This window comes from Archaeoglobus sp. (assembly GCF_017656475.1).
Taxonomy (GTDB): Archaea; Halobacteriota; Archaeoglobi; order Archaeoglobales; family Archaeoglobaceae; genus Archaeoglobus.
In genome coordinates this window covers 1-11,808 of sequence record NZ_JACDNT010000001.1, presented here as the reverse complement: position 1 = coordinate 11,808, position 11,808 = coordinate 1, and the positions used below count along the sequence as shown (strand labels likewise).

Sequence of the window (11,808 nt, the reverse complement as noted above, 5' to 3'; positions counted from 1 at the left end):
AAAGAACAGGTTTGTTGTTTCCCGGATTGCTTTCCAACACTTCATAATCTCGGTAATTAACGACTTCTGTAGACATATTAATCGCTGTCGTGCTCTACCCCAATAAATTCAAGCTTTCCCACAGCACTTTCAATTTTCTTAACCCTCTCTTTGATCTCTCTGTAACCCTCGCATCCCACACCGCAGTCACCTCGCTCAGTCAGAGGAAAATCCCGGCAGCTTTTCGGTCTGATTTCATGAATCTCGCATTTTCCGTCCTTGAGGAAAGGACAGGGTTTAATCAAAACGGGACTTTTCGCATCAACACTCAGCTCGATATAGTCAAACAACCCAAACTCTGTCTCCGCGATTATTTTTCCCGACAGCGGGTCATAAACGCACTGGCTGAGTTTTTCGCAGCACTTCCCGCACATTCTACATTCGAAAGGGATTGCAACCTCAATACCCTCAGCCCTGTATATCGCGTACATACCCCCTCAGAAGCTTCAAAACCTCCTCCCCCTTCTCCCTGTTTGACGCTGTGGTTATCACGTGAACCTGCTGGACAGACGAGCCATCGATAAGCAAAGCCCTGACATTCCCTTTTTCATCGCTTCTTGTGAGCTTCAGCTTAACTCCTCCACCAATGCTCGTCGCGTTACCTTCTATAACTCCTGGAACGACCTTTTTCACGTATGGGGATTTAGCGAGTGAAATGATGAGGTTGTAACCTTCCCTCCCTCCAATTATCGTTGAGTGGCTGCCGTGTATCTTGTCTTCTGGTGGTGTATCGACAGTTTTCAGCTCCCTTTTCAACCTCAGCACACGCTCCAGTTTATCAAAAAATTCCTCATGCGTTTCAAAAACATCGCTGACTGAAATCTCAAAGGGATAAAGGCTGTTTTTAAGATTCTCAACACCTTCCTCTATCAACTCCCTATTCTCTCCAGAAATAACGACCTCCTCCACTCTTGAGAAGTAAATTCTCTCACCCAGAATCTCGTACAGGTTTCTGATCGAAACATCTTCGTCGTATCTTTTTAAACTGAACCCGTCGTAACCTTTTTTACCGAAAATTCTTACGTATACTCTCCTTTCCGAAACATAAACACCACAGCCAATAGCGTGTTTTCTCCCGCAGTTAAGGCAATACGCAGCATCGCTGATTAACTCTGCACCACATTCGCAGGTTAATCGTTGAAACATATCATGTGACCCATCTTATCCTTTTTCGCCTTAAGATACGGGAGGTTGACCTCGCAGGGCTCTACCTCAATCGGCTCCCTGACAATCTTGAATCCGTATTTTTTCAGCTCCTCTATCTTCAGAGGGTTGTTTGTGAGGAGTCTTATGCTTTTAACCCCCAAATCCATCAGTATTTGAGCTGCTATTCCATAGCTTCTCATGTCTGGCGGGAAGCCGAGCTCTATGTTTGCATCAACAGTGTCCTTCCCTTCCTCCTGAAGCTTGTAGGCCATCAGCTTGTTGATTAAACCTATCCCTCTCCCTTCATGTCCTCTCATATAGATTGCCACACCCTTGCCCTCTTTGTCAATCATCTTAAGGGCATTTTCGAGCTGGTCTCCGCAGTCACAACGCAGGGAGTGAAAAACGTCTCCGGTTAGACACTCGGAGTGTATCCTCACCAGCACGTCCCCCTTATCAACTTCTCCCCTGACGAGTGCAACGATCTCTCCCAGAGGCGTTTTGTAACCCATTGCTTTGAAAGTTCCATAAAATTTCGTTGGAAGTGTGGCTTCAACAACTCTCTCAACAATTTTCTCCGATTTGATTCTGAACTCAATCATGTCCTTTATTCTGAAAACCGGCATTGAGTGTTCTTTTGCAAATTTGAGGGCGTAATCTTCCCCAGCCACACCACCCTCGGCTGTCATGAGGGGTGCATAGACGGCTGAAGGGCCAAAGCCCGCCATTCTCGCAAGGTCAACACATGCCTCAGCCATTCCCGGCCTTTCAAGCACACCCATCTCCTTCGTCTCTTCCACAAATATTCTGCCAGGATACTTTACGTCCCTAACCTTTCCACCGACGAGCTCCCTGATGAAAACTGCTCTCTCATCAGCCGAAATCTTATCAAGATTCGGGTCAATTGGTATTAAATTACCGTTCTGAAATCTGAACCTGTTTAGTCCCAAGTTCAAAATCTGTTTCCATGTCAATGCCAGACGAATTTCGTCGCAGTTCTTCATCATGAAGTTGAGTATCTCCCCGCTAACAACCTCTGCTGGAATGCATATAGCACTTTTTTCCGAATCGAGAATCATGACAGGTTTTCCAGATTTTACGTGGGAAGAGATTTCTTGCATAAAAAAAGTTGGTCAAGGGAATATAAACTTAATTTTAATCCTCTCTCACTCCTTTTGGCTTCGATTTCTCATCTTCTATCCTTTCAAATTTCTCTTTTTCCATCATCTCTTTGTACTCTCCTTTAGTCATCTCCAAAACAAAGCTTCCCACATAACCGCAGTTTTTGCAGTAGTACTTTCCCGTGTAGCCTCCAGCATCAAGCTCAACATCCTTTGACTTGCATACCGGACAGATAAGAATTCTTTTCATAATATCTCACCAACTTCAAACAAATAAATTTATTCTCCTCAAACAAACCTTATCGTCTCAAGGTTCATCGGTGCTCTGGTTTCAATTCTGTATGTCTTGTATATGCTTGAAGCGAGATCAATGCATTTCGATTCGTCTCCATGCACAGTCGCAACCTTCTCAGGCTTGGAGTTCAGATAACGTATGTAGTTCATTAGCTGTCTTCTGTCGGAATGTCCAGAGAATCCATCGACGGTTTCAACCTCCATCTTCACCTCGACAACTTCTCTTCTACCGGCAACAGGGAATGGAACCTCCTTCCAGCCTTTCTGGATTTTTCTGCCCAGCGTTCCTTCAGCCTGATAACCTACAAAGACGATCGTGTTCCTCTCGTCCTCTGCGAGATGCCTGAAGTATTCCATAACCGGCCCACCGTTCAGCATACCGGATGTCGCGATAATTATGCTTGGTGAGGGGTCGCTGATTACCTCTTCTCTCTTTGATGATGAGTCAACCCTCACGAAGTTCTCGCTTATGAAGGGGTTTATTCCGTGGTAGAAAATCAGGTCTCGCAGATGTGCGTTCAGATACTCAGGATATGCTGTATGGATCGCTGTAGCCTCGTAGATCATTCCGTCTAGGTAAACGTAGGTTTCTCTTAGTCTTTTCTCTCTCATCGCCTCCTCAAGAACTATCATGACCTCTTGGCTTCTTCCTACAGCGAAAGTCGGTATAAGCACCTTCCCTCCTCTATCAAGTGTTCGGTTAATCATTTCGATCAGCCTTTCCTCAGCTTCTCTCCTTGATGGTTGTATATCGTTTGCTCCACCGTAGGTGGCTTCCATAACAAGCGCCTCAAGTCTCGGGAAGTTTGTCGCTGCTCTATCGAAAAGTCTCGTCTTCTCGAACTTGAAGTCTCCAGTAAAAGCGATGTTGTAATGCCCCTCCCCGATGTGGAAGTGCGCTATTGCCGACCCAAGTATGTGGCCTGCATTGTAGAAGGTCAGCCTGATGTCTGGACTTATATCCGTAACAACACCGTAGTCGAGAGTGATTGTATGCTTCAGAGCTTCTCTAATTAGATTTGAGCTGTAAGGAGGATTAGTGCCTTCCCTTCCTGCAACTTCAAGAAAATCTAGCTGCAGCAAGACCATGAGGTCTCTCGTAGGTGGAGTGAGGTATATCGGCCCCTTATACCCGAACTTGTAGAGCAAGGGCACGAGACCGCAGTGGTCGAGGTGTGCGTGAGTTATTACAACAGCATCAAGAGCGTCGAGTGGCTGGACTTCGGGGACGTAGAGGTAGGGTGTGCTTGAAAGATTGCTCACATTCACTCCACAATCAATGAGGACTCTACTCTCCGGTGTTTGCAGCAGGTAACAGCTCCTTCCAACCTCTCTGCTTCCCCCAAGAAACGTAACTCTGACCCACTTTTCATCTATGAGCGAGGTTCTGTGTATCCTTTCCCCGATTCTTTTCAGAATTTCGCCTCTCTCCTCCCTTACGCTCAGGAGGTAGTTTCTGATGTTCTCGATAATCTTCGATTTTATGGGTGGTGTGCGCACAACCCTTGGACTCCAGCCCACAGCTCGCATTATTTCTCTGAATGTAGAGCCCTGTTTTCCTATCACAACTCCTGGCTTCTCTGCCTCGATAATTACCTCTCCATTCTCTTCGTCAAAAAAGATGTTTGAGATCTTGGCATCTTCCGGAACGATTTTCAGTATTATCTCCTTTGCCTCCTCTGGGGGTTTCAGCGACTTTGGATCAGCGCGGATGATTATCCTCTTCCTCAGATCTTTGGCGAGCTTCTTAACTATGTCTACTTCTGCCAGCTCCTGAGGGTTCTCAACGTAGATTACAAGTTGAGGCCCCTCAAATTCTATGCTCTTAACCCTGACCTTCGATGGAAGATACTCCTTTACCTTCTCCCGTATTTCATCCAGATACTTCGTCATCCTTATTTCCTGAACTTTGCCAGTATCTGCTCCACTTCTTCAGGACTGTACTGATAAAACCCATCCTCCGTTATCTTTACAACATCAATACCGTCGCCTGAAGCAGAGTCCCTTTTCATTGCTGAGTAGATTGCCCTCACAGCAAGCTCGACAGCCTCATCTACACTCATCTCCGGTGTGAATCTGTCCTCCAGCACACCGTAAGCTGTCAGGCTGCCGCTTCCCGTTGCAACTATGTCTTTCTCTTCTATGGCTCCTCCTATTGGGTCGATTGAGTAAATGCTCTTTCCTTCCGAATCTATCCCACCTATGAGAAGCTGAACTAAGTAAGGGAAGTAGCGGTATGAGTTGAGAAGGTTCGATGTGAGGGTTGCGATGGCTCTTACAGTCGGCTTTCTCTCCCTTCTTATCTCGTAAAGGTTCGCTTCGATTCTGATTATTCTGGCGAGAAACTGAGCGTCACCTACACTGCCTGCGGTTGTCATGGCCATCCTGTCTGCGATCTGGTATATCTTCTTGGCCGCTCTGCTCGCTATGAAGTTGCCCATAGTCGCTCTTTTTTCGGTAGCCATGACTACTCCGTCCTTACAAACCAAGCCTACCGTCGTGGTTCCTTTATATATCTTCTCCTCTATCATGCTCATCACTTTGTTTTTGGTTTTTAAAATAGCCCTTAGGCATCTTTCATTAGAGAAAAAAGATTTTTAAATGTTTCGTTCTTTTGAAATTATGTTCGAAGAGGCGATTAAAGTTGGAAAGCTTCTCGCTGCATCGAGGTTGATAGACGGTGCAAGCGGGAACATGAGCTTCAAAATGGCCGGTTCGATTTACATAACCCGTTCTGGCGAAAACCTTGACGACCTTAGTGACTCATCTTTTGTTAAAGTAAAGCCCGGTGAATTCGTTAAGGAAGCCTCGGTTGACCAGCTGATACATATGAAAGTTTACGAGAAAACGGACTACAACGCAGTTTTGCACTGCCACGGTGTGTTCAATGTCGTTTTGGGGAGTTTAATGGATAAAATCGTGCCAGCAGATTTGGAGGGTAAGCTGTATTTTGGGGAAATAGAGGTTGTTGATGGACAGTTTGGGTCTCCCGAACTTGCAGAGAAAATCTCAGAAGTTATCAGGATGAAGGGGATAGCGATTGTAAGAAATCACGGTATTTACGCAGCAGGGAAGAATTTAAGGGATGCGTACAACAAGGCGAGCTATGCGGAGCACTCCTGCGAGATTGTTTACAGGCTAAAGCTTCTCGACAAGCTTTAGCATTGCGTAGGCCGGGAAGAGCTTGGAGTACTCTCCATAGAGTTCTGAAATCAGCTGGCAATCAATCTCTGCCTCCTCACAAGCTTCTTTGATAAGAAACTCCCCTATACCGCAGGCGAAGACCTTATTCAGACCATACTCTGCAGATTTGGCCTTTATTATTTCAGAAACCGTGTCTATCATGGACCACTTGGCTTCAAGGGCAAGCTCCTTAACGTTACTCTCTCCCAGCTCATCCAGATCACTGCAAACCGTTCTCGCAAGTCTCCGCATACACTCCTCTCCGCTCTTTCCTTTGCCATCAGGAGTGTTGCAGGTATAGTCCCTTTCCTGAATATCTCCGGTTAGAATAAAAACGTCTGCGGTTATCGCAAAAAATTCGGGGCAGAGAGGAACAGAATTAAACTCCTTAAGCACATAAAAAACTGGAGTTCTAAGGATACCGAAGTAAACGAGCTCTCTTCTTTTAAGCCTCTCAAAATCTGTTTTTCCGGCATTAATTTTTGAAGTAACAGGGATTATGTCTGTTGTGGTTGAACCCATGTCGATGAAAAGAAAATTCCTGTATCCTTCCTCTAAGAGAAACCTGCATGAAGCAACCCAGTTGCTTGCAGCAAAGTTTTCCGGGACATCGATGCTGGATTTGAGATTGCCATCAACATCCAGAAAGCAAACCTCATCAAAAACGTTTTCGCAGGCCTTTGCAATAAATTCTACTCCCTCGGACTTTGAGTTGAAAAAGTCAGCAAGCTCAGCAGTCATAACAACTCCGGCTTTTTTTGCTGAGTATTTCTCAGCAATTTCTCTCAGCTTACTTTCCAGCCTCTCAGCCTCCCTCCACATGGGGAAGTAGATAATTTCCCATCCGTCAGGTGAGGCAACCTTAAGATTTGCTCCTCCAATATCAATCCCCAATGAACTCATCTAGCCTCCCCTCTCCAAACGAAAAGGATTGATAGTCTTCACCTACAGGATAGCTCTTCACGGCGATGTGATGTGGTGGATAAAAGTGTCCAAGATGCGTTAAAACGATTTTTCCGGCGTTAAGCCTTTTACCGAGATCCATGGCCTCTCTGGCATTCATATGTTTCCTGAACCTGCCTGTTGGAGCGAGAGCCTCAACTATAAACAAATCCGGATTTTGCATTTCCGTCAGAGTGCTCTCTGGTATTCTTGCATTTGTGTCTCCGCTGATGACCACCTTGTAACCTTTCCACTCCACCTTTACACCAACAGCACTCACGGGAGGGTGGTTCACTGGCAGAAGGGTGAAATCCACACCTCCCACGTTAAAGCTCTCAAAAGCTTCCACCTCGATTGGCTTGTAGGACATGAACTTCATGAAGTGGCCGATATCCTCGTGAATTTGTGGTGTGGAGTAAACCCTGACGTTGTTCTGAACTCTGTAAAACTCTCCAAACCCACCAAAGTGGTCGAAGTGGCAGTGAGTCCAGATTACGGCATCAACCTTCTCCACCTTACAATCGAGAAGCTGTCTCCTCAAATCTGGAGAGGTGTCAATAAGAACAGTCTTGCCGTTGTTCTGAACCATAACCGAGAATCTCTTCCTCTCCCATCCTTTTCTTCTCGCATCTTCACATGTTCTGCAGTGACAGTTGAGAATTGGTGTGCCTGGGGAGTCGCCGGTTCCGAGCAGGGTAATTATCATGCTAGTAAGACTTCTTTAGCTTAAGTCTCTCTCCAACCTCTCTTACCGCATTCAATAAGTCTTCCTGAGTAAGCTCCTTTCTCCCCTGAAGAAGAGCGTCGAGAACAGCCTCTCTGACAACAAGCTTTATATCTGCTCCCGTGAAGCCTTCAGTCTCCTTCACAAGCTCTTCTATGTCAAAATCTCCCTGGATTTTTGCCAGGAATATCTCAAAAATTCTCCTTCTTATCGCCTCTTCTGGCTCCGGGAACTCGATAACCTTGTCGAATCTCCTCCATACTGCCGGATCGAGAAGAGAGGGGTGGTTGGTTGCGGCAATCAGCAGAACACCATCTTCAACAAGGTTGATATCATCAATTGACTTCAGCAGTGTGTTAACCGCCCTTTTTATTGCCGCATGCTCATCGCTCGTCCTCATTTTGGCGACATAGTCAAACTCATCAATGAAGAGAATGCAGGGAGACATCATCCTCGCAATTTCGAAAATTTTCTCTATATTCTTGGAAGTCTCACCGAGATACTGGCTTGTTATCATCGACAGCTTGACCTCGAGCAACGGAAGGTAGAGCTTCTTGCTCAATGCCCTTGCAGTGGTCGTTTTTCCGGTTCCCGGTGGGCCGATGAACAGAAGCTTTCCAATGTCTGATAGCCCAATTTTTCTCAGAAAGCTTCTTTCTTCCAGCGCAATCTCAATCTTTCTCACTTCTTCAAGTTGCTCCTCACTGAGAGCCACCTCTCTGAAATCAACGGGAATTTCTTCAGGAGATAGCACTCTTACAAGAGAGAGCATCTCCCTCGTTTCATCCTTCTTCTCGAGCTCCTCTATCAAGCTCTTCAGCCACTCTTTGTCTCCATGCTTCGGCAGGTTAGCCTTCTTCGCCTCCTCGTACGAAACATCGAGGGAGTCATAGTTCTGGTAGAAGTAGGCGAGAGCAGGATTCTTCTTTATTAGCTCAACTCCCCTACTTGCGAACCATTTAACAGCCAGATCGAAAGAAGTGAGAATGTACTGCTTTGAAAATGCGTTCAAATCAACGAATGGTGGGCTTTGATCAACTTTTCCAGCATACCTTACAACAGTATCCTCCCTAATCACCACAGGTCTCTTTATACCTCCCTTGTTATACAGCAGTTTCCTGATTTCCTTTGGTATGTCGTCCTCGGTCAGCTCCTCATATCTGTTAAATATTTCCGCGGTAAGCAGAAGTTCAACAAGCTTGACAGCGCTCATCTGGGACACTTCCTACAAATCACCAAATCGTGATTTAAATTTTTTGGGAGTTTCCTAAGCAGGCCTTAGAGGTTAGCTACAATCTTGGATTATTCTCTTACCTATCGAAATTTTCATATATTTTCATATAAAACAAAAAAACATGGGAATTTGCATCACAAAAGATGGAGAGTTTGTCAGTGGTGAGCGTTTAGCATCATACAAAGTACAAACAGTCATTTTGGTATCAGAAGTAATAAGAACGAGAAAAAAGTCTCCAGATGTTGAATTGACGAAGCGGACATAAGGTAAGGGTTGTGGATGATTGTTGTTCATCCTGAAAACTGCACTGGCTGTATGCGCTGTATGCTCGTATGCTCTTACACGTACACCAAAAAATTCAGCTTCTCAGCTTCAAGGATAAAAATAAGAGAGTACAGGGCAGAGTTCACCGAAGACTGTAATGAATGTGGAAAGTGTGTTGAGCAGTGCTTTTATGGGGCGCTGGAGATGGTAAAATGAGCTTTGCCGGAAAAATCCTGCGCATTGATTTAACTAATTGCGAAATTAACAAATATGATTCCGATTTGGCCAAGAACTACATTGGCGGGTTCGGATTTTGTGCAAAACTTGCTTGTGACAATATTAAGCCTGAAATGGATCCACTAAGTCCATCAAATCCACTAATAATCGGTGCTGGAGCTCTTGTTGGAACAAACGCTCCTGCAACGTCGAGAATTTACGCTTTTACCAAGTTGCCCGCAAATGGAGCAATTGGGTGGGGCGGCGGTGGAGGAGTAACCTTTGCATGCAATCTTAAGTTTGCAGGCTACGATGCAGTAATAATTGAAGGAAAAGCAGACAGACCGGTTTTTATCACGATAGAGGATAATGACATTGGTATTTGTGATGCTGAGGATACCTGGGGCTTTGGAATCAGCGAGACATGCCAGAAGATATGGAAAGAATGCGGCGAGGGAGGAATTATGGCAATAGGTCAGGCTGGAGAAAACCTTGTCAGATTCTCGATGATGTATGTAGACAGACTCTCAACCGTCGGAAGGGGAGGCATTGGAGCTGTAATGGGATCGAAGAACCTCAAGGCTTTGTTCGTCAGAGGAAGCGGAAGTGTTGAAGTTAAGGACAGGAGGAGGTTCGATAAAGCCGTTAAGGAGCTGCTTGAAAGAATGAGAAGCTATCCCTACCTCAAGGAATGGCAGGAACTCGGTCTGCTGAAGTCTCTTCCAGCGATTCCACGAGACGTTTATCTGAAGCTCAGAAAGAGAAGAATAGCCTGCGTTTCGTGTCCAATCGGAGACAAAGATGTCCTTGAGCTTGATGGAGAGGAGATTTACACGACTTCAGCCGTAAATTTGGTGACACCGGCTGTTATGGGCATGAACTACAAGGATGCGATGAGACTTACAGCAAAACTCGATGAGTATGGAATGGACATGTTCGAATTTTTGGGGATTCTCAACTTTGCAAAGGAGCTGAGCGAGAAAGGGAAACTTGAACTTGATAGCGAGATAGACTTCACATCTCTTGACTCAATGCTATCTTGGGCGAAGAAAATAGCCTTAAGAGAAGGCACTGGAGATTTGCTCGCCAACGGCTTTACTGAGATGGAAAAGAAATTCGGAGTTAAGCCAAAAAGCGTTGTTAAAGGTTTGAGAGCTTATGTAACTCCTAAAGGTCCATTGATATGGAACCTCTTTGGAACGATGGAGCTTGGCCAAATCCTTGATCCTCGTGGCCCTCATGTTGCTGCTGGCGGATCTCCTACTTATTTCGCCAAGAGACCTCCGGAGAGTTTTAGAAAACACCTTGCCAGAATGGGCATACCAGATGAAAAAATAGAGGAGATTCTGAGTGGTGGAATAAAGATAGGAAAGCTGCTCTGCTACTCTCACATCTGGTTCACAGTCCTTGCTTCACTCGGAATATGCGCTAGGGCTCAGATCAATCGCTTCTACAACGCTGACATTTGCGCTGAACTGTACTCTGCTGCTACTGGAATAGAGATAAGCAAGAATCAGCTCTTGGACAGGGCAAAGGAGGTATGGAGGATGCTAAAGCTTGCAAACTTCAGGGCTGGTTTCACTCGGGAAGATGATTTACCACCTGAGGACTGGTTAGATGACGGCTTTCGGGACTACGTTACTGGCGAACCGCTAACTAAGGAAGATGTGGAGAGGATGTTGGATGAGCATTACATGGAGATGGGTTTGGAGGAATTTATGAGGAGGTGATGTTATGAACCTTAAATTCGATCCAGACAGGTGTTTTAACTGCGATAGCTATGCCTGTTTGACGAAATGTCAGTATCTGAATTACGATTTTGAGTCTGCGAGGGAGGAGAGGATAAAGATCGCGAAGGGAGAGTACAGCAGGGTTCTTGAGGAGTGCAAGACCTGCTACGCCTGCGAGGAGTACTGTCCCTACGACAACCACCCCTTCTACCGCATAGTGGAGCTTCAGGAGCAGTACGGAATAAACCTCGCCCCGAAGCCGATCTCCAAGCAGCTTGTTAAAATGTATGCGGCAAAGGAAAAGGATCTGGCCGCAATAAGGGAGGTTGGCAGCAAAGCCCTCTCCCTCTGTCTTTTCCCCGATTTGAGAGACAACGTGAAGGGCAAGCTTTTCGAGGGTCTGCCGGTTATAATGGGCAGACAGGTCTTCTGCAACCTCGTCTATCTGCACTTCGCCAACATGTCTGTTATAAAGGAAAGAGCCAGACAGACAATAGAGAATATAAGGAAGTACGGCGTGGATGAGCTCGTCTGCTTCCACGACGAGTGCTACGGCTTCTTCAACTCCTATGCCAGGGCCTATGGCATAGATGTGCCCTTCAAAACCGTCCACCTCTACGAGTACCTGTACAACTGGCTGAAGGAGAACGAGGACAGGATAAGGAAGCTGAACGTTAAGGTTGCCTATCAGAGGAACTGCTCCAACAGGCTAAGCCCCGAAACGGACAGGATTCTCGACAAGGTCTTCGAGCTCATCGGCGTTGAGAGGACTGAGAGAGAGTACGACAGGGAGAATGGGATCTGCTGCGGAGCCGTGTTTCAGATGTGGGGTGAATATGAGCTGGCAGAGGAGGTGCAGAAGAAGAACGTGGAGGACATGGTAAAATCTGGAGCGAGGTTTGCAGTTTTCAACTG

The 11,808-nt window shown here is 45.9% G+C and carries 13 protein-coding genes; 4 read left to right on the top strand and 9 right to left on the bottom strand.

All coding sequences use genetic code 11. The features are described from left to right. Positions 1-77: 77 nt before the first annotated feature. Genes H0Z19_RS00065 through psmB form a run of 6 tightly spaced genes read right to left on the bottom strand, consistent with a single transcriptional unit; the run spans position 78 to position 5,137 of the window. A complete protein-coding gene (locus H0Z19_RS00065; protein WP_290722622.1) occupies positions 78-470 on the bottom strand; it encodes a YkgJ family cysteine cluster protein in 393 nt (130 codons plus the stop codon). After that, entirely contained in the window at positions 448-1,185 is a 738-nt protein-coding gene (locus H0Z19_RS00060; RefSeq protein ID WP_290722620.1) for a DUF2103 domain-containing protein, read from the bottom strand. The genes H0Z19_RS00065 and H0Z19_RS00060 overlap by 23 nt, the downstream gene beginning before the upstream one ends. After that, a complete protein-coding gene (ribA, locus tag H0Z19_RS00055; RefSeq protein WP_290722619.1) occupies positions 1,170-2,306 on the bottom strand; it encodes a GTP cyclohydrolase II in 1,137 nt (378 codons plus the stop codon). Before ribA ends, H0Z19_RS00060 begins: the two co-directional genes overlap by 16 nt. A gap of 34 nt (positions 2,307-2,340) precedes the next feature. Further along, complete coding sequence (locus tag H0Z19_RS00050; RefSeq protein WP_290722616.1) at positions 2,341-2,556, bottom strand: TFIIB-type zinc ribbon-containing protein; 216 nt, start codon at positions 2,554-2,556, stop codon at positions 2,341-2,343. Between the two features lie 38 nt (positions 2,557-2,594). Continuing rightward, positions 2,595-4,493, bottom strand: a complete 1,899-nt coding sequence (locus H0Z19_RS00045) for a beta-CASP ribonuclease aCPSF1 (protein WP_290722614.1) — start codon at positions 4,491-4,493, stop codon at positions 2,595-2,597. A gap of 2 nt (positions 4,494-4,495) precedes the next feature. After that, positions 4,496-5,137, bottom strand: coding sequence for an archaeal proteasome endopeptidase complex subunit beta (gene psmB / locus H0Z19_RS00040; protein ID WP_365892103.1), 642 nt, complete (start codon positions 5,135-5,137; stop codon positions 4,496-4,498). An 85-nt stretch (positions 5,138-5,222) separates the two neighbouring features. On the opposite strand from psmB, the gene H0Z19_RS00035 reads away from it, so the two are divergent. Then, entirely contained in the window at positions 5,223-5,762 is a 540-nt protein-coding gene (locus tag H0Z19_RS00035; protein WP_290722610.1) for a class II aldolase/adducin family protein, read from the top strand. Here the strand turns inward: H0Z19_RS00035 and H0Z19_RS00030 are convergent. The 3 genes from H0Z19_RS00030 to H0Z19_RS00020 are packed head-to-tail and all read right to left on the bottom strand — an operon-like array spanning position 5,739 to position 8,662. Then, positions 5,739-6,686 carry a hydantoinase/oxoprolinase family protein gene (locus tag H0Z19_RS00030; RefSeq protein WP_290722609.1) on the bottom strand — a complete coding sequence of 316 codons (948 nt, stop codon included), beginning with the start codon at positions 6,684-6,686 and terminating at the stop codon, positions 5,739-5,741. The genes H0Z19_RS00035 and H0Z19_RS00030 overlap by 24 nt on opposite strands. Then, the gene (locus tag H0Z19_RS00025) at positions 6,667-7,431 is read right to left on the bottom strand and encodes an MBL fold metallo-hydrolase (protein WP_290722607.1); all 765 of its coding nucleotides are present in this window, start codon (positions 7,429-7,431) and stop codon (positions 6,667-6,669) included. The genes H0Z19_RS00030 and H0Z19_RS00025 overlap by 20 nt, the downstream gene beginning before the upstream one ends. Before the next feature lies 1 nt (position 7,432). Further along, positions 7,433-8,662: an ATP-binding protein gene (locus tag H0Z19_RS00020; protein ID WP_290722606.1), complete on the bottom strand. Its 1,230-nt coding sequence runs from the start codon at positions 8,660-8,662 to the stop codon at positions 7,433-7,435. A gap of 300 nt (positions 8,663-8,962) precedes the next feature. On the opposite strand from H0Z19_RS00020, the gene H0Z19_RS00015 reads away from it, so the two are divergent. The 3 genes from H0Z19_RS00015 to H0Z19_RS00005 all read left to right on the top strand — a co-directional run. Continuing rightward, a complete protein-coding gene (locus tag H0Z19_RS00015) occupies positions 8,963-9,163 on the top strand; it encodes a 4Fe-4S binding protein (RefSeq protein WP_290722604.1) in 201 nt (66 codons plus the stop codon). Next, positions 9,130-10,893 (top strand): aldehyde ferredoxin oxidoreductase N-terminal domain-containing protein, encoded by a 1,764-nt coding sequence (locus H0Z19_RS00010; RefSeq protein WP_290722602.1) that lies wholly within the window; start codon positions 9,130-9,132, stop codon positions 10,891-10,893. The genes H0Z19_RS00015 and H0Z19_RS00010 overlap by 34 nt, the downstream gene beginning before the upstream one ends. Positions 10,894-10,897: 4 nt before the next feature. After that, positions 10,898-11,808 (top strand): (Fe-S)-binding protein (locus tag H0Z19_RS00005; protein ID WP_290722601.1); only part of this gene is annotated, 911 nt, incomplete at its 3' end.

Coding starts and splice junctions, on each gene's coding strand:
- H0Z19_RS00065 (WP_290722622.1), bottom strand. CDS start 470: ATGTACGCGATATACAGGGCTGAGGGTATTGAGGTTGCAATCCCTTTC.
- H0Z19_RS00060 (WP_290722620.1), bottom strand. CDS start 1,185: ATGTTTCAACGATTAACCTGCGAATGTGGTGCAGAGTTAATCAGCGAT.
- ribA (WP_290722619.1), bottom strand. CDS start 2,306: ATGCAAGAAATCTCTTCCCACGTAAAATCTGGAAAACCTGTCATGATT.
- H0Z19_RS00050 (WP_290722616.1), bottom strand. CDS start 2,556: ATGAAAAGAATTCTTATCTGTCCGGTATGCAAGTCAAAGGATGTTGAG.
- H0Z19_RS00045 (WP_290722614.1), bottom strand. CDS start 4,493: ATGACGAAGTATCTGGATGAAATACGGGAGAAGGTAAAGGAGTATCTT.
- psmB (WP_365892103.1), bottom strand. CDS start 5,137: ATGAGCATGATAGAGGAGAAGATATATAAAGGAACCACGACGGTAGGC.
- H0Z19_RS00035 (WP_290722610.1), top strand. CDS start 5,223: ATGTTCGAAGAGGCGATTAAAGTTGGAAAGCTTCTCGCTGCATCGAGG.
- H0Z19_RS00030 (WP_290722609.1), bottom strand. CDS start 6,686: ATGAGTTCATTGGGGATTGATATTGGAGGAGCAAATCTTAAGGTTGCC.
- H0Z19_RS00025 (WP_290722607.1), bottom strand. CDS start 7,431: ATGATAATTACCCTGCTCGGAACCGGCGACTCCCCAGGCACACCAATT.
- H0Z19_RS00020 (WP_290722606.1), bottom strand. CDS start 8,662: ATGAGCGCTGTCAAGCTTGTTGAACTTCTGCTTACCGCGGAAATATTT.
- H0Z19_RS00015 (WP_290722604.1), top strand. CDS start 8,963: ATGATTGTTGTTCATCCTGAAAACTGCACTGGCTGTATGCGCTGTATG.